At 70.6% G+C, this 16,316-nt stretch carries 13 protein-coding genes; 9 read left to right on the top strand and 4 right to left on the bottom strand.

Features of this window, described 5'->3' with window-relative positions:
• Positions 1-7: 7 nt before the first annotated feature.
• The 4 genes from ACIBK3_RS24900 to ACIBK3_RS24885 form a co-directional block, all read right to left on the bottom strand.
• Positions 8-832 carry a carbohydrate ABC transporter permease gene (locus ACIBK3_RS24900; protein ID WP_399368815.1) on the bottom strand — a complete coding sequence of 275 codons (825 nt, stop codon included), beginning with the start codon at positions 830-832 and terminating at the stop codon, positions 8-10.
• Positions 829-1,797 (bottom strand): carbohydrate ABC transporter permease, encoded by a 969-nt coding sequence (locus tag ACIBK3_RS24895; protein WP_399368813.1) that lies wholly within the window; start codon positions 1,795-1,797, stop codon positions 829-831. The genes ACIBK3_RS24900 and ACIBK3_RS24895 overlap by 4 nt, the downstream gene beginning before the upstream one ends.
• Entirely contained in the window at positions 1,794-3,107 is a 1,314-nt protein-coding gene (locus ACIBK3_RS24890) for an ABC transporter substrate-binding protein (RefSeq protein ID WP_399368811.1), read from the bottom strand. Before ACIBK3_RS24890 ends, ACIBK3_RS24895 begins: the two co-directional genes overlap by 4 nt.
• A gap of 312 nt (positions 3,108-3,419) precedes the next feature.
• On the bottom strand, positions 3,420-4,721 hold the full coding sequence (locus ACIBK3_RS24885) for an MFS transporter (protein ID WP_399368809.1): 1,302 nt from the start codon (positions 4,719-4,721) through the stop codon (positions 3,420-3,422).
• A gap of 83 nt (positions 4,722-4,804) precedes the next feature.
• Between ACIBK3_RS24885 and ACIBK3_RS24880 the strand changes: the two genes are divergently transcribed.
• The 9 genes from ACIBK3_RS24880 to ACIBK3_RS24840 all read left to right on the top strand — a co-directional run bounded on the left by ACIBK3_RS24880 (position 4,805) and on the right by ACIBK3_RS24840 (position 16,314).
• Positions 4,805-5,779, top strand: coding sequence for a LysR family transcriptional regulator (locus ACIBK3_RS24880; protein ID WP_399368807.1), 975 nt, complete (start codon positions 4,805-4,807; stop codon positions 5,777-5,779).
• Positions 5,780-6,181: 402 nt separating this feature from the next.
• Positions 6,182-7,210, top strand: coding sequence for a hypothetical protein (locus tag ACIBK3_RS24875; RefSeq protein WP_399368805.1), 1,029 nt, complete (start codon positions 6,182-6,184; stop codon positions 7,208-7,210).
• A gap of 343 nt (positions 7,211-7,553) precedes the next feature.
• Positions 7,554-9,746, top strand: coding sequence for a glycosyltransferase (locus ACIBK3_RS24870; protein ID WP_399368803.1), 2,193 nt, complete (start codon positions 7,554-7,556; stop codon positions 9,744-9,746).
• Positions 9,743-11,008 carry an acyltransferase gene (locus ACIBK3_RS24865; RefSeq protein WP_399368801.1) on the top strand — a complete coding sequence of 422 codons (1,266 nt, stop codon included), beginning with the start codon at positions 9,743-9,745 and terminating at the stop codon, positions 11,006-11,008. Before ACIBK3_RS24870 ends, ACIBK3_RS24865 begins: the two co-directional genes overlap by 4 nt.
• A 211-nt stretch (positions 11,009-11,219) precedes the next feature.
• Entirely contained in the window at positions 11,220-12,602 is a 1,383-nt protein-coding gene (locus tag ACIBK3_RS24860) for a nitrate/nitrite transporter (RefSeq protein WP_399368799.1), read from the top strand.
• Positions 12,603-12,719: 117 nt separating this feature from the next.
• The gene (locus ACIBK3_RS24855) at positions 12,720-13,874 is read left to right on the top strand and encodes a uroporphyrinogen-III synthase (RefSeq protein WP_399368797.1); all 1,155 of its coding nucleotides are present in this window, start codon (positions 12,720-12,722) and stop codon (positions 13,872-13,874) included.
• Between the two features lie 166 nt (positions 13,875-14,040).
• Complete coding sequence (locus ACIBK3_RS24850; protein ID WP_399368795.1) at positions 14,041-14,634, top strand: CGNR zinc finger domain-containing protein; 594 nt, start codon at positions 14,041-14,043, stop codon at positions 14,632-14,634.
• 319 nt (positions 14,635-14,953) lie between these two features.
• Positions 14,954-15,475, top strand: coding sequence for a sigma-70 family RNA polymerase sigma factor (locus tag ACIBK3_RS24845; protein ID WP_010039908.1), 522 nt, complete (start codon positions 14,954-14,956; stop codon positions 15,473-15,475).
• Complete coding sequence (locus ACIBK3_RS24840) at positions 15,475-16,314, top strand: anti-sigma factor family protein (RefSeq protein WP_399368950.1); 840 nt, start codon at positions 15,475-15,477, stop codon at positions 16,312-16,314. The genes ACIBK3_RS24845 and ACIBK3_RS24840 overlap by 1 nt, the downstream gene beginning before the upstream one ends.
• The last annotated feature ends 2 nt before the right edge of the window (positions 16,315-16,316 follow it).

The raw sequence follows: 16,316 nt of genomic DNA, 5'->3' as shown, positions 1-16,316 counted from the left end.
GGGGTCCTTACTTCACGGCACCTACGGCGATGCCGCGGGTGAGGGTTCGCTGGAAGGCGAGGAAGAACACGAGGGCGGGCAGGACGCCGAGGAGGGCGGCCGCGTTGGTCATCGTGGCGTCCATCAGACGCTGGCCCTGCAGGACGCCGAGGGCCACCGACACGGTCTGGTTGTCGTTGGAGATCAGCATGACCAGGGGGAGCAGGAACTCGTTCCAGGTCCAGATGAAGAAGAAGACCAGGAGCACGCCGAGGGTGGGGCGGCTGACGGGGACCACGATCCGCCACAGCACCTGCCACTTGTTCGCCCCGTCGATCCGGGCGGCCTCGATGATCTCCCGGGGGAACTGGCCGAGGACCGAGGAGAGCAGATACGTGCCGAAAGCCGCCTGGATCACCGTGAACACGATGATCACGCTGAGCCGGGTGTCGTAGAGGCCGGCCTCCTTGCTCAGGTAGTAGATCGGGTAGACCAGCGCCTCCTGCGGCAGCATGTTCGCGAGGACGAAGAAGGCGAGGACCCAGGTGCGGCCCTTGATGCGGCCGATGCCGATCGCGTAGGCGTTGAGGACGGAGAGGACCACCGCCAGGACCGCCACCGCGCCGCTGATCAGCACCGAGTTGACGAGCTTCTGGCCGAAGTCGACGCGTTCCCAGAAGTCCTTGACGCCGTCGAGATAGAGGCCCTCGGGAAGGCTGAGCGGGCCGTTCTGGGCGTACTCCGTAGGGGACTTGAACGCGTTGACCACGACGATCGCGAACGGGACCACCATGAACAGGGCTGCGATGCAGAGGGCTACCAGGACCGGGTAGCGGCGGAGGGCGGTCGTCATACTCGGGTCCCTTCCTCGGCGTCCTCGGCGCGGGTCTGGAACTTCAGGCCGATCAGGGACAGCAGCAGGATGATCACGGTCAGCACCGTGGAGATCGCGGCGCCGTAGCCGACCTGTGTCTTCTCGAAGAACGTGGTGAAGGAGAAGTAGGAGGGCACGTTCGTCGCGCCGCCCGGGCCGCCCTTCGTCAGGACGTACACCGCGCCGAACACCTTGAGCGCGGCGATCGAGCACCAGGTCAGGACGACGTAGATCTCCGGGCGGATCTGCGGCAGCGTGATGTGCCAGAAGCGGCGCCACCAGCCGGCCCCGTCCAGCTCGGCCGCCTCGTACAGCTGGGGGTCGACGCGTTGCAGGCCCGCCATGAAGACGACCAGCGGGAAGCCGAGCTGGACCCAGACCATCACGCCCATGACGCTGTAGAGGGCGAGGTCCGGGTCGCCGAGCCAGTCCTGCTGCCAGGACGACAGGCCGACGGACTTCAGGAGTTCGTTGAGCGTGCCGTTGTCCGGGGCGAGGATCCAGCTCCAGACGATGCCGGCGACCGCGATCGGCAGTACCTGGGGGAGGTAGAAGCAGGCGCGCAGGACCGCCGCCCACCTGGCTCCGAAGTGCTTGCCGACGTAGTCGAACAGGGCGGCGGCCAGGACCAGGCCGATCACCGTCGGCAGGGCCGCCATCGCCACGACCATGAAGAGGCTGTGCCGGAAGGACTCCCAGAACTCGGAGTCGTCCAGCAGCTCGCGGTAGTTGGCGAGCCCGGTCCAGTCGGGGGTGCCCACGCCCTGCCAGTCGGTGAAGCTCACGCCCGTGTTCATCAGGAACGGGACGACGATCACGGCGAGGAAGGCGAGGATCCCGGGGAGCAGGAACAGGGCGTAGGAGTCGCGGGGGCGGCGGCGCGGGCGGCCGGGGTGGTCCTGCTTGCCGGTGACCCGCCCGCCGCGTTCGACGGTGACCGTCATTGCTTCGGCGCGTCCTTGTCGTACGCCTTCTGCAACGCGTCCAGGTAGTCGTCCGGTTTCTCGCTGCCCGTGATCAGCTTCTGGGTCTCGGAGACGAGGACGTCGTAGAAGCCGGCGATCGGCCAGTCAGGGTAGAAGGCGAGGCCGTCGCGCCGGGAGAGGGTGTTGAAGTCGTCGATGAGCGTCTTGGCCTTGGGGTCGGTGATGGCGCTCGCGTCCGCCGCGACCGGGACGCCGCCCTTGTTGCCGAGCAGGTTCTGGATCTTCTTCGACAGGGTGATGTCGATGAAGTCGTAGGCGAGGTCCTTGTTTCCGGCGCCCTTGGGGACGACCCACAGGTTGCCGCCGGAGCCGAGGGTGAGGTTCGAGCCGGGCCACAGGAAGGTGCCCCAGTCGAACTTCGCCTCGTCCTCGAAGCGGCCGTACCACCAGCTGCCGGAGAACAGGATCGGCGACTTGCCCTGGAGGAAGGAGACGCCGGTCTGCTCGGCGTTCGCGCCGGTGGACGACTTGCCGATGTAGCCCTTCTTCACCCAGTCCGCGAAGGTCTCGGCGGCGTACGTCCAGGCGGCGTCGTGGAAGTCGGCCTTGCCCTTGTACAGCTCGAACGCGTCCACCCAGGCGCGGTCCGCCTTCGACAGCGCCAGCTGGTAGAGGTACTGCTGGGCCGGGTACTCGGCGCCGCCGTTGGCGAGCGGGGTGATCCCCTTCGCGGCGAACTTGTCCATCGCGGCGGTCAGTTCGTCGAACGTCTTCGGCTCGGGGATCTTGTACTTCGCGAACAGGTCCTTGTTGTAGAAGACCATCGTGTACTCGGCGTAGTTGGGCACGCCGTACCACTTGCCCGAGCCCATCACGCCGTTGGTGTCGTAGACGCTGGTGGTACGGACGCCCGCGCTCAGCTTCTTGTCCCAGCCGCGCTTGGTCGCCTCGGCCGTGAGGTCCGTCAGGAGCCCCTGCTTGGAGAGCAGGCCCGCCGTCGCGTTGCCCTTGTTGTACTCCATGAGGTCGGGCGCGTCCGAGGAGTTGAGGACCATCTGCGCGGTCTTCTGCATCTGCGCGAAGCTCTTCTCCTCGTACTGCACCTTCACGCCCGGGTGCTTGGCCTCGAACTCCTTGATCGCCTCGTTCCAGGCCTGCCCCATCGCGCTGTTGGGGGCCTCGTAGTGCCAGAGCTTCAACGTCTTGCTGTCTGAGGAGCCGCCGTCCGAGCCGCCGCAGGCGGTCAGGAGCAGGGCTCCGCTCAGGGCCGCGGCGGCCAGGGCGGTCACACGCCCTCGTGCCGCCCTACGCCCTCGTGCCGTCAACATCCAGTGCCTCCCAGGGAGTCGGCTGGGTATCCGGCGTCACGTTGCGTTCATCGAACAGATTCGATACGTGACGTCGAAGCGCTTCGACGGGCGAAGGTATGTGGCGGGTGTGAAAGCGTCAATGGGTAACACAGAATCGCGCGGAAGCGATTCGACAGCTCGGATTCGGGGAAGCGGTGCCGGCGGCGGAACGAGGCGAGCGGCGCCGGCGGCGGAACGAGGCGAGCGGTCCTGGCGGCCGAACGAGGCGGCCCGGTGCTGTCGGCCGGCCGAAGCGAGCGTGTGTTACCGGCCGGCCGAACCGAGCGGGTGCTACCGGCCGGCCGAGGCGACCGGGTGCTGCCGGCCGAACGAGGCGAGCGCGATCATCAGCGCCACCGCGGCCGCGGTGACCGGCACGCCGTACCCCGCGGTGGCCGAGGCGTGCTCGGCGAGTCGCCCGCCGAGCGCGCTGCCGGCGGCGATCCCGCCGAGCAGGCCGGTCACCGCGAGGGTCATGCCCTCGTTGACCCGGCCCTCAGGTGTACGTTCCTGGACCAGGGTCATGCCGGTGACCATCGTCGGGGCGGTCGCCATCCCGGCGATCAGCAGCGCACCCGCCAGCAGCCACAGGGAGCCGGTCAGGGACGCGGCGAGCAGCGGCAGCGTCAGCAGCGCGGTCATCGCGGCGACGCACCGGACGTACCGCTCCCGCGCCGGACCGGTCGGCTTCAGCGCCCCGTACAGCAGCCCCGCCGCGCACGAACCGGCCGCCTGGAGTCCGAGCACGGCCCCGGCCGCCGAGCGGTGGCCCTTCGCGTCCGCGAAGGCGATCGTGACGACCTCCATCGCCCCGAACACCGCGCCCATGGCCAGGCAGACGGCGAGCAGCGGCGGTATGCCGGGCGTGCGGAGGAGGGACGCGGTCCCGCGCCCGGCCCGCTCGCCGGCCGGCGGCTCGGTGGAGCGCTGGGCGACGAACAGCAGCATGCCCGTGACCAGCAGGACGACTCCGGCGAGCGTGCCCGCCTCCGGGAAGAACGTGCCGCACAGGAAGGCCGCGAGCACCGGGCCCAGCATGAAGCACAGTTCGTCCACGGCCTGCTCGAAGGAGTTCGCCGTGTGCAGGGACTTGGGGTCGTCCCTGAGCAGATGCGCCCAGCGAGCCCGGGACATGCCGCCGAGGTTGGGGGTCGTCGCGGTGGCCGCGTAGGAGGCGAACAGGGTCCAGGCGGGGGCTTCGTCGCGTACGCACAGCAGCAGCGTGAGGGAGCCCAGCGCCGCGAGCAGGGTCGCGGGTACGGCGATCCGGGCCTGTCCGTACCGGTCGACGAGCCGCGCGGTCCACGGGGCGACCAGCGCGGTGGCCGCGAGCCCGGTCGCGGTGACGGCGCCGGCGAGGGCGTACGACCCCCGGGTACCGGCGATCATGACGACCGCGCTCACGCTGAACATGCCCATGGGGAGGCGGGCCAGCAGGTTCCCGGCGGTGAAGGCGCGGGTGCCGGGGGTGCTGAAGAGGCGGCGGTAGGGGCCGGGAGGGCGGTTTCCGGTGCGCGGGTTGAAGTCGACGGCCACCAGGGCGTCGGCGGTGACGGTGTACAACGTCGGATTTCGCGGGGTGGGTTGCGGCATGAGGTAACCGTGGCCCGTGCCCGATCAAGAGGTCCAACACCTCCGCGGGACCAATTGACGCACCTCTGTTGTAAGTTCCCCCGATGCCCACCACCGGTCATCACGTCGATCCCCGTCTCCTGCGTGCCTTCCTCGCCGTCGCCGAGGAGCTGCACTTCACCCGCGCCGCCGCCCGCCTCTACGTCGCCCAGCAGGCGCTCAGCCGGGACATACGGCGGCTGGAGCGGGAGTTGGGGGCCGAGCTGTTCGTGCGGACCACCCGGCAGGTGACGCTGACCGCCGACGGTGAGCGGCTGGTGCCGTACGCGCGTCGTGTGCTGGACGCCCAGGAGGCACTGCTCGCCGCGTTCGGGCAGGCCCGGCCCCTGCTGGTGGACCTGAACTCGCCGGGCCTGGCCACCGGCCGCCGGGTGCTGCTCCGGGCCCGGGAACTCGCACCCGACCACGAGCTGATGGCCCGCTACGAGAGCGGCCTGACCGGCGCGGCGAGCGAGGTGCTCGCGGGCCGCCTCGACGCGTCCTTCGGCCGGTTCGCCGGCCTTTCCCCGGCGCTGCGGGCAGGCCTCGACCACCAGCCCGTCCGTCTGGAGCCCATGGCGGTCGTGCTGCCCGAGGACCACCGGCTGGCAGCGCTGGACGCGGTGCCCCTGGACGAGCTGGCGGGTGAGGCCGTGTACGCGGGGGCCGGAAATCCCCGTACGCCGGAGTGGACCGACCTCGCGCGTCAGCTGTTCGAGGGGCGGGGGATCGAGGTCGCCTCGCCCGGGCCGCTGGCCGTCGGCGAGGAGGAGTTCCAGCGGGTCATGGCCAAGTGGCGGAACCCGATCCTGGTCGTGGTGGGCTTTCCCGGCATGCCGAACACGGTGCTGCGCCCGCTGGTCGACCCGGTCCCCCTGTCGCCCGTGTCACTGGTGTGGCGGAAGGGACTGGTGCACCCCGGAATCGACGCGCTGCGACGGGCGGCGGCCGAACTCTCGGCGGCGCGGGGATGGCTGCGCAGGCCCGCGAGGGCATGGGTTCCGGACTCGGACGTCGCGATGATGAATGCCCACGTTTGATGTGGGGGCGCCACATAACGCACGGAAGCATTGCATTCATGGTCTGAACCGCGACGACAAATGTCCGTGTTTGATATACGGACACCACCTGCCCCACGGACGCACTACGTTCGCGGCCCGAGCACAGTGTGGCAAGAGGGGGCGCTCGGACCGGGTGGGGGCCCGGTCCGGTCGACGATTGCTCGGAGTCGTGCGCGCACCCGGAACGTTCCCGTGGGGGGATATCGCGTGCGCGTGAAGAAGTGGCGAGAAGCCACCCAGCCGGAATGGCCCGAGGTCGCCTCGGGTCAGGGGCCTTCGGGTACGGAGGGCCGTACCCAGGCGTTTCCCGAGACCGGTGTAACCGAAATGCCCGTCGGAGGCTCAGGCCGAATCCCGAGCCAGAGCGCTCGCTCCGCCGCCGTGACGGGTGGGGCGGAGAGAGCCGGCGGGGGCCGGCGGGGTCTGCCGGACCCGGGCCGGACCGACCGGGCCGACCGGACCGGCATCCTCGCCTCGGGCGGCGGGTCCCGGCGGCGCACCGAGGCCGCCGCGCGGACCGCCGTCGTACGGGATCCGTGGGAGGAGTCCGCCGCGCCGGGATCCGGCCAGGACGCGTCGGGCCCGAGCGGGCCCTCAGAGGGTGATCCCGCCCATGATCCGCACGAGGTGACGGTCCAACTGGACGGCTTGGGCCGGCAGTTGGAGGAACCGCAGGCAGGGCGGTCGCCGGTGCGGCAGGCCGAGGGTGCGGCCGTACCGGACGGTGGCCAGGAGGGCTCCGACGGGCCGGTGTTCGTGGACGAGTCGGGCCGCCGCAGCCGCCGCTTCCGCCGGATGGGTATCGCGGTCGGGCTGGCCTGCGGGGTCTACGCCGTCGTCATCGTCGTCACCCTGCTGTCCGGCAACTCCAACGCGCCCTGGCTGCCGGTGCCGGGCCAGCAGCAGGACAAGCCCGCCGACAAGGTCGACAGCCCGCCGCTGCCCGCCGCCTCGGCGCTGCCGTCCGGCACCGGCGGTGTCCCGCTCGCCCCCGGCCGGACGGCCGGCCGGGGCAGCGCGACCGCCCCGACGCCCGGTGTCACCGCGCCGGGTGCCACCGCCGGTCCCGGCAAGAAGGGCAAAAAGGGTGAGCCGGTCGTCCCGGCCGGCCCGAAGCCGAGCCCGACCGGCACCGTCACGGAGCCGGGCACCGGTCCCACCGAGCCCGCTCCGACACCGACGCCGACGGTCCCTGACCCGGTGGTCACCCCGACGCCGACCGCCCCCGGCCCGTCGGCCGCTCCGCCGACCCAGACCACGGGCACCGGCGACAGTCCGGGCCCCGGCACCACCCCGGTGGCCGACGGCCCGAACGACCCGCCGCCCATCGCCACGGAGTCGCCCACCACCGACCCCGCGGCGTCGGCACCGGCACCGGACTCGGCCCCGTCGACGGCCCCCGTCACCTGATGACCCCACCGCCGCGGACGCCCCTGACCCAAGGGCGTCCCGCTTCCCTGCCGGCTTCCGGTGCCCCGAGCCGCGGTGTTCCGCGTCCTGGTGTCCGCCGTCCGCCGGCGCCCCGTCCGGGAAGCCCGCCGGGCCACGGAGTCCCGCGCCCCGGTGCCCGCCGGCCGACGGCCTCCCGTGCACGCCGTCCGCCCGAGGGCACCCCGCTCGCCCACGACCACCCCGTGCCACCCGTCGGCAGGGTGCCGCGGTCGTCCCGAACCCGGTGTTCATCGGCCGATGGCACCCCCGTACCCGGTGTCCGTCGTCCGATGGCATCCCCGTCCCCGGAGCACAACCACTGATGGCATCCCGCACCCGCCGTCCCGGGGCCGCGACCGGAGTCCCCGAGGGCTCTCCGCGGCGCCGCCTGCCCATGCGTCTGCTGTTGCCGCTGCTCGTCCTCGTCGCGCTGACGGCGATGCTGATGCTGCGCGGCTACGTCCACAGCGAGATCCTCGCCGACCACCGTGTCCGCTCCGAGGCCGCCGCCGACAAGGTGCCCGAGAAGATCCTCGACGGCGGCCCGGTCATCGACACCCGCAACGGCCGCGTCACCAGCCTCAGGGTGCCCGCCCACCGCATGGTCCTCACCTTCGACGACGGCCCCGACCCGACCTGGACCCCCAAGGTCCTGGACACGCTGAAGAAGCACCACGCGCACGCCGTCTTCTTCGTCACCGGCACCATGACCTCGCGCTACCCGGACCTGGTCAGGCGCATGGTCGACGAGGGCCACGAGGTCGGCCTGCACACCTTCAATCACCCCGACCTCTCCTACCAGTCGGACAAGCGGATCGACTGGGAACTGTCCCAGACCCAGCTCGCGATCACCGGCGCCGCCGGCATCCGCACCTCGCTCTTCCGGCCGCCGTACTCCTCGTCCGCCGACGCCATGGACAACAGGTCCTGGCCGGTCACCGAGCGCATCGGCACCCGTGGCTACATCACCGTCGTCAACGACACCGACAGCGAGGACTGGCGCAAGCCGGGCGTCGCGCGGATCATCCGCAACGCCACGCCCAAGGCCGGCAAGGGCGCCGTCGTCCTGATGCACGACTCCGGCGGCGACCGCCACCAGACGGTTCGGGCCCTCGACCGCTTCCTGCCCGAGATGCAGGCCAAGGGCTACACGTTCGACAACCTCACCGAGGCCCTCGACGCGCCCAGCGCCCACACCAGGGTCACCGGCGCCGACCTGTGGAAGGCCAGGGCCTGGGTCTTCCTCGTGCAGGCCGCGGACAACATCACCGCCGTCCTGGTGGTCGGCCTGGCGATCATCGGCTGCCTGGTCCTCGCCCGCTTCGGCCTGATGCTCCTGCTGTCCGGCATCCACGTCCGCCGGGTCCGCCGCCGCCGCTTCCGCTGGGGAGAGCCGGTCACCGAACCGGTGTCGGTGCTGGTCCCGGCGTACAACGAGGCCAAGTGCATCGAGAGCACCGTGCGTTCCCTGATGGCCAGTGACCATCCGATCGAGGTCATCGTCATCGACGACGGCTCCAGCGACGGAACCGCCCGGATCGTGGAGAACCTGGCCCTGCCGGGCGTCCGTGTGGTCCGTCAGCTCAACGCGGGCAAGCCCGCCGCCCTCAACCGGGGCGTGGCGAACGCCCGCCACGACCTGGTCGTGATGATGGACGGCGACACCGTCTTCGAGCCGTCCACGGTCCGCGAACTGGTCCAGCCGTTCGGCGACCCCCGCGTCGGCGCGGTCGCCGGCAACGCGAAGGTCGGCAACAAGGACACCCTCATCGGCGCCTGGCAGCACATCGAGTACGTGATGGGCTTCAACCTGGACCGCCGGATGTACGACGTCCTGCGGTGCATGCCCACCATCCCCGGCGCGGTCGGCGCGTTCCGGCGCCGCGCCCTGGAACGGGTCGGCGGCATGAGCGACGACACGCTCGCCGAGGACACCGACATCACCATGGCCATCCACCGCGACGGCTGGCGGGTCGTGTACGCCGAGAAGGCCCGCGCCTGGACCGAGGCCCCGGAGTCCGTTCAGCAGCTGTGGTCCCAGCGCTACCGGTGGTCGTACGGCACCATGCAGGCGATCTGGAAGCACCGCCGCGCCCTCTTCGACCGGGGCCCCTCGGGCCGCTTCGGCCGGGTCGGGCTGCCGCTGGTGTCCCTCTTCATGGTCCTGGCGCCGCTGCTGGCCCCGCTGATCGACGTGTTCCTCGTCTACGGGCTGGTGTTCGGCCCCACCGAGAAGACGATCGCGGCCTGGTTCGGCGTCCTGGCCGTCCAGGCGGCCTGCGCCACGTACGCCTTCATCCTCGACCGGGAGCCGCTCACCCCCCTCATCTCACTGCCCCTGCAACAGATCCTCTACCGCCAGCTGATGTACGTCGTGCTGCTCCAGTCCTGGATCACCGCCCTCACCGGCGGCCGGCTGCGCTGGCAGAAGCTGCGGCGCAAGGGCGGGGTGTCGGCACCGCCGACCACCCCCGCGCCTAACCGGCCGGTCGTGGACGAAAGGCCCGTCGCATGAGCACCACACCCGTCCAGCCGGTCACCCAGGACCAGCCCGAGCCGCCGCGGCAGCCCGGGGTGCCCGCGCAGAGCACCGGGACGAAGGCACCGTCCGGCCGTGACCGGTACTTCGACCTGCTGCGGGCCATCGCCCTGTTCCGGGTCGTCTTCTACCACCTGTTCGGCTGGGCCTGGCTGCCGGTGATCTTCCCGTCCATGGGCGTGATGTTCGCCCTCGCCGGCAACCTCATGGCCCGCTCCCTCGGCAGACGCCCCGCGGTGGAGGTCGTCCGCGGCCGGATGCGCCGGCTGCTGCCGCCGCTGTGGCTGCTGGGCGCCGTCGGGGTGACGGGCATGCTGCTCGGAGGCTGGAGCCCCGACTCCGAAGGGCATCCGGGCTGGTGGTGGATCCACCTCGGCTACTGGATCCTGCCGCTGAGCGACCCGCCCTACGGGGAGGCGGTGCACGGCATCCACGGGCTGATCGGCGACGAGTGGGCCGAGCAGCTGGCCGTGCCCCTCTGGTACGTCCGCGCCTACCTCTGGTTCGTCCTGCTGTCGCCGTTCCTGCTGAAGGCCCTGCGCGCGCTGCCCTGGCCGACGATCCTCGCGCCGATCGCCCTGTCCGCGGCCCTGGAGTCCGGCTGGATCACCGTGCCCAGCTGGCGGATCGACTCCAACCTCACCGACTTCGGCGCGTTCGGCGCCTGCTGGCTCCTCGGCATGGCCCACCAGGAAGGCATCCTGCAGCGCCTGCCCCGCTACGTCGTGCCCTCGCTCGCCCCCGCAGTCGCCTGCCTGGGCCTGTGGTACATGCTCACGCACGGCTTCGAACCCGACCACGACCTCGACGACATCCCCTTCGCCCAGTCCCTGTGGTCCTTCGCGACCGTGCTGCTGCTCCTGCACTTCAAGCCCTCGTGGTCGAAGTGGCCGCGCCCGCTGCGCCGCTGGGACCGGCTGGTGACCCTGTTCAACTCCCGCGCGGTGACCATCTACCTGTGGCACAACGTGTGCATCGTGGCCGCCCAGTCCCTGTGGGACCACCTGTGGGACGTACCGCTGCTGGAGGAGCACACCCCCTGGCTGCTGGAGAGCCCCTGGCCCCTGCTGGTCGTCGTCTGGGCCCTGACCGCCTGCTGCGTCCTGTGCTTCGGCTGGATGGAGGACGTGGCCGCCAAGCGCAGGCCGCAGCTGTGGCCGGACGGTTCGCGGGGCGCACGCGCCCGCTCCGGGCCGAGGTCCGCACCCGGGCCCAGGTCCGGGGCACACCGGGTGTGAGGGAGACCGGTCGCTCCAGCCGGCGTGGACCCCTCTTTTATAACGTCCGCCGTCGCAACCTCTCATCCGCCCTCCACGCCGGGTGAGAGCAACGTTCCCTTCCGGTCACTCACAGCCACAGGCCGGAAACGCGCCCTCCCTACCTTCGGGACTTATCACCGCTCAGCACCCCGCAAAGAACCACCGAGCCCCGTAGCCCCGTGGAGGCGTCATGACAGCCCCTAGCACAGCCCCCGCACCCCCGAGCAGGGGCGGCCGCTGGATCCAGCAGTGGGATCCGGAGGACGAGACCTTCTGGAAGGAGACCGGCGAGAAGATCGCCAAGCGGAACCTGCTCTTCTCCGTCCTCTCCGAGCACATCGGGTTCTCCGTCTGGACCCTGTGGTCCGTGCTCGTGCTCTTCATGGGCCCGGAGTACGGCCTCACCCCGGCCGACAAGTTCATGCTGACCTCCATGGTCACCCTGGTCGGAGCCGTCGTCCGGGTGCCCTACACCTTCGCCGTCGCGATCTTCGGCGGGCGGAACTGGACGATCATCTCGGCCAGCCTGCTCCTCGTCCCCACCGTCGCCGCGTTCACCGTGATGAAGCCGGGGACCTCGTTCAACACCTTCCTGCTGGTCGGCCTGCTCGCCGGTATCGGCGGCGGCAACTTCGCCTCCTCCATGACCAACATCAACGCGTTCTTCCCCCTCCGTAAGAAGGGGTGGGCCCTCGGGCTCAACGCCGGCGGCGGAAACATCGGCGTCCCGGTCATCCAGCTGGTCGCCCTCGCGATCATCGGCGCCAGCGGCGGACCCCGGGTGCTGCTCGGGATCTACATCCCGCTCGTCGTCGTCGCCGCCGTCCTCGCCGCGCTCTTCATGGACAACATCGAGAACGTGAAGAACGACACCGGCGCCGCCAAGGACGCCGCGAAGGACGCGCACACCTGGATCATGTCCTTCCTCTACATCGGCACGTTCGGCTCGTTCATCGGCTACAGCTTCGCCTTCGGGCAGGTGCTGACGAACCAGTTCGGCCGGACCCCGCTGGAGGCCGCGTACGTCACCTTCATCGGCCCGCTGCTCGGCTCGCTGATCCGTCCGGTGGGCGGCTGGATGGCCGACAAGTACGGCGGCGCGAAGATCACGCTGTGGAACTACGTCGGGATGGGCGCCGCGACCGCGGTCCTCATCGCCGCCAGCATGGAGAAGTCGCTCGCCCTGTTCACCGCCGCCTTCGTGGTGCTGTTCGTGCTCACCGGCATCGGCAACGGCTCGACGTTCAAGATGATCCCCGGCATCTTCCACACGAAGGCCCTCGCCAAGGGGCTTGCGGGTGAGGAGGCCGCCGCCTACGGGCGTCGCCTCTCCGGTGCCTCCATGGGCCTGATCGGCGCGGTCGGCGCGCTCGGCGGTGTCGGCATCAACCTCGCCTTCCGCCAGTCCTTCCTCTCCTACGGCTCCGGAACCGGCGCGTTCGTCGCCTTCCTCGCCTTCTACGCGGCCTGCTTCGCGGTCACTTGGGCCGTATACCTTCGCCGCTCGGCCGCCAAGGGCATGGCCACGGCAGCCACAGAGGCGAAGCCGCAGCTCAACTACGCCGAGGTGTGACGTAACACTGACGACATGAAGCCGAACCGAGCCTGTCACGCGCCGTTGACAGGCTCGTTCGGCATGCAGGTGCCATCACCTGGTGGGTAGGTGCAAACGACTCCGGGACGAGAAGTTATGTACGACGAACAGCAGCGACCGGACAACGGTCCCCTCGCGGGATTCACCGTGGGAGTGACCGCCGCGCGCCGGGCCGACGAGCTGGGGGCACTTCTCCAGCGGCGTGGAGCCGCCGTTGTGCACGCCCCCGCACTGCGCATCGTGCAGCTCGCCGACGACAGCGAATTGCTCGCGGCGACCAAGGAGGTCATCGACAAGGCGCCGGACGTCGTGGTCGCGACCACCGCGATCGGTTTCCGGGGCTGGGTCGAGGCCGCCGACGGCTGGGGCCTGGGCGAGGACCTGCTGGCCCGCCTGCGCGGGGTGGAGCTGCTCGCCCGTGGCCCCAAGGTCAAGGGCGCGGTGCGCGCGGCGGGCCTGACCGAGGAGTGGTCGCCGTCCTCCGAGTCCATGGCCGAGGTGCTCGACCGGCTGCTGGAGGAGGGCGTCGACGGCCGCCGGATCGCCGTGCAGCTGCACGGCGAGCCGCTGCCCGGGTTCGTGGAGGCACTGCGGGCCGGGGGAGCGGAGGTGCTCGGGGTGCCGGTGTACCGGTGGATGCCGCCGGAGGACATCGGGCCGGTGGACCGGCTGCTGGACGCGACCGTCTCGCGCGGCCTGGACGCGCTCACCTTCACCAGTGCGCCCGCGGCCGCCTCCCTGCTGTCCCGCGCCGAGGACCGCGGACTGCTGCCCGAGCTGCTCGCCGCCCTCCACCACGACGTGCTACCGGCGTGTGTCGGTCCGGTGACGGCGCTGCCGCTCCAGGCCCGGGGCGTCGACACGGTCTCGCCGGAGCGCTTCCGGCTCGGCCCCCTCGTCCAGTTGCTGTGCCAGGAGCTGCCGGGGCGGGCGCGGACCCTGCCGATCGCCGGGCACCGGGTGGAGATCCGGGGGCACGCGGTGCTGGTGGACGGGGAACTGAAGCCCGTACCCCCGGCCGGGATGTCCCTGCTGCGGACCCTGGCCCGGCGGCCCGGGTGGGTGGTGGCCCGCTCGGACCTGCTGCGGGCCCTGCCGGGAGCGGGCCGCGACGAGCACGCCGTGGAGACGGCGATGGCTCGGCTGCGTACGGCCCTCGGGGCGCCGAAGCTGATCCAGACGGTGGTGAAGCGGGGGTACCGGCTGGCGCTGGACCCGGCGGCGTCGGACGCGAAGTACTCCGACGAGTAGGCAGGCCTCCGGCACCGGCGCGGGCGGTCCGGGGGTCGCCGCCCAGGCGGGCGTCCAGGCCGGCTTCGTCCCGCCCCGGTACGAGGGGTTACGGCCGGAGGATCGGGCAGGCACTGTGTGAGGGGAACAGTTCCTCACCGGGGTGACCCAAGGCGGTGACAGGCACATGGCACTGGGTACGGCCACGGACACGTACGAGCTGCGGTTCGACGCCGGACGGATCTGTCTGGATCTCCTCGCGACCACCCACCCCGTCGAACGCCTCGACTCCGTCGCGGTGCTGCGCGCCTGGATCGCCGGTTCGGGACTGGTCCCGCCGGGCACCTCGCTGGCGCACGCCGACACCACCTGGCTCGTCGCGTTCCGCGAACTTCGCGGTCGGATCGGACAGTTGGTGCCCGGAGGGCTGGTCCCGGAGGGACGGCCGTACGATCTCGCGCTCGCCCGCGTCAACGAACTCGCCCGCGCCGCGCCCCCGGCCCCGCGTGCCGTACTCGGTCAGGACGGCGCACTGGTGCGGGAGCTGGACGGACCTCCGGCGTGCGCGGCGCTGGTCGGGGCGGTCGCGCGTGATGTCGTGGAGCTGCTCACCGATCCGGTCGCGTGGGCGGGCGTGCGGCAGTGTGAGGGGGACAGCTGTCCCATCGTCTACCTCGACACCTCGCGGGGGCGCAGGAGGCGCTGGTGCTCCAGCGAGGTCTGCGGGAACCGCGAAAGGGTGGCCCGGCATCGTCGTCGGGCGGCACTCACCCGCGCCTGAGGGGGCGTTAAGTCCCCTTTGCGGAGCGGGAGTCGACGTGATTTCGATTACACATCGTTTACCTTCTCAACCTTCCGGGCAGCTGGCTCGATCTTGTCGTTGTGGCGGAAATGTAAAGATCACGCGGTGGGAATGTGCGCCCATGTCCGGTCTCGTCACGACACCCACAAGAAAACTGTCGCCCCACTTTGAACACCCCGCTCCTCGCCCGCGTACCTGTGATCGAGCGACCGACTGGGGGAACCCCGGGACATCGGAGGTGGGCGTGCGCAAGGATTCCGTCGTGGCCAATGAACGTGGATCGAGGGCCCGACATCGCATGTCCCAGCCCTCGGAACCTGATGAGGAGCTGATGCGTGCCCTGTACAGGGAGCACGCCGGACCTCTCCTTGCGTACGTCCTCCGTCTTGTCGCCGGCGACCGGCAGAGAGCCGAGGACGTCGTGCAGGAGACACTCATCCGTGCCTGGAAGAACGCCGGTCAGCTCAATCGAGCGACCGGTTCGGTACGCCCCTGGCTGGTGACGGTCGCCCGGCGCATCGTCATCGACGGCCACCGCAGCCGGCAGGCCCGGCCGCAGGAGGTCGATCCGTCGCCGCTGGAGGTCATCCCCGCGGAGGACGAGATCGACAAGGCGCTGTGGCTGATGACGTTGTCCGACGCGCTCGACGACCTGACCCCGGCCCACCGGGAGGTGCTCGTCGAGACGTACTTCAAGGGACGTACGGTGAATGAGGCGGCCGAGACCCTGGGCATACCCAGCGGCACGGTCCGCTCGAGGGTTTTCTACGCCCTGCGGTCGATGAAGCTGGCACTGGAGGAGCGGGGGGTGACGGCATGATGGGTGGATACGGGGGATCACAGGGATTCGGTATGGGTGGTACGGGTATGTCTGGCCCCATGATGGGATCTCCGGGTCCGAACGAGCACGAGACCGTCGGCGCCTACGCCCTCGGCATCCTCGACGACGCCGAGGCGACCGCTTTCGAGGCCCATCTCGCCACCTGCGAATGGTGCGCCCAGCAGCTCGACGAGCTCGCCGGGATGGAACCGATGCTGGCCGCCCTCGCGGACCTGCCGGGCTCCGGCACCCCCGCGATCGGCGAGTCGTTGTCCGCGAAGCCCAGCCCGCGGCTGGCGAACAAGCTCGTCGACGAGGTCGCCGAGCGCCGGGCACAGAAGCGCCGTCGCAGCTTCTACATGGTGGCGGCAGCGGCCGCGCTGATCATCGGCGGCCCGTTCGTGGCCATGGCGGCGTCCGGCGGCGACTCCGGCGGCGGTGGCGGCACCACCGGCCAGGTCCTCTCGGCGAACCCGGCCAAGGACCTCTTCGACAAGACGCCCTCCAAGGACAAGGTCTCGGCGACCGACCCCACGACGAAAGTCAGTGCGACCGTCGCCCTGCAGGAGAAGCTCTGGGGCATCGGCTCGGTCGTCGAGCTCAAGGGCCTCAAGGGTCCGCTCAAGTGCTCCATGATCTTCGTCGGCAAGAACGGCGAGCGCGAAACGGCCGCCTCCTGGTCCGTCCCGCCCGCGGGCTACGGCATCCCGGACGCCACCACCGAGCAGGCGAGGAACCCGCTCTACATCAACGGCGGGGTGGCCATGGACAAGAGCGATCTCGATCACATCGAGGTCATGACGTTCGACGGAAAGAAGATCGTCAACATCGACGTGTGAAT

The organism is Streptomyces sp. NPDC050287 (genome assembly GCF_044459385.1).
Classification (GTDB): Bacteria; Actinomycetota; Actinomycetes; order Streptomycetales; family Streptomycetaceae; genus Streptomyces.
The sequence above is the reverse complement of the archived record's forward strand: the minus strand, read 5'-3'. Positions and strand labels throughout refer to the sequence as shown.

Bases quoted from the DNA above. Each gene is read 5' to 3' on its own strand.
- ACIBK3_RS24880 (WP_399368807.1), top strand. From the start codon at position 4,805: ATGCCCACCACCGGTCATCACGTCGATCCCCGTCTCCTGCGTGCCTTC.
- ACIBK3_RS24860 (WP_399368799.1), top strand. From the start codon at position 11,220: ATGACAGCCCCTAGCACAGCCCCCGCACCCCCGAGCAGGGGCGGCCGC.
- ACIBK3_RS24870 (WP_399368803.1), top strand. From the start codon at position 7,554: ATGGCATCCCGCACCCGCCGTCCCGGGGCCGCGACCGGAGTCCCCGAG.
- ACIBK3_RS24865 (WP_399368801.1), top strand. From the start codon at position 9,743: ATGAGCACCACACCCGTCCAGCCGGTCACCCAGGACCAGCCCGAGCCG.
- ACIBK3_RS24890 (WP_399368811.1), bottom strand. From the start codon at position 3,107: ATGTTGACGGCACGAGGGCGTAGGGCGGCACGAGGGCGTGTGACCGCC.
- ACIBK3_RS24840 (WP_399368950.1), top strand. From the start codon at position 15,475: ATGGGTGGATACGGGGGATCACAGGGATTCGGTATGGGTGGTACGGGT.
- ACIBK3_RS24850 (WP_399368795.1), top strand. From the start codon at position 14,041: ATGGCACTGGGTACGGCCACGGACACGTACGAGCTGCGGTTCGACGCC.
- ACIBK3_RS24900 (WP_399368815.1), bottom strand. From the start codon at position 832: ATGACGACCGCCCTCCGCCGCTACCCGGTCCTGGTAGCCCTCTGCATC.
- ACIBK3_RS24895 (WP_399368813.1), bottom strand. From the start codon at position 1,797: ATGACGGTCACCGTCGAACGCGGCGGGCGGGTCACCGGCAAGCAGGAC.
- ACIBK3_RS24885 (WP_399368809.1), bottom strand. From the start codon at position 4,721: ATGCCGCAACCCACCCCGCGAAATCCGACGTTGTACACCGTCACCGCC.
- ACIBK3_RS24845 (WP_010039908.1), top strand. From the start codon at position 14,954: ATGTCCCAGCCCTCGGAACCTGATGAGGAGCTGATGCGTGCCCTGTAC.
- ACIBK3_RS24855 (WP_399368797.1), top strand. From the start codon at position 12,720: ATGTACGACGAACAGCAGCGACCGGACAACGGTCCCCTCGCGGGATTC.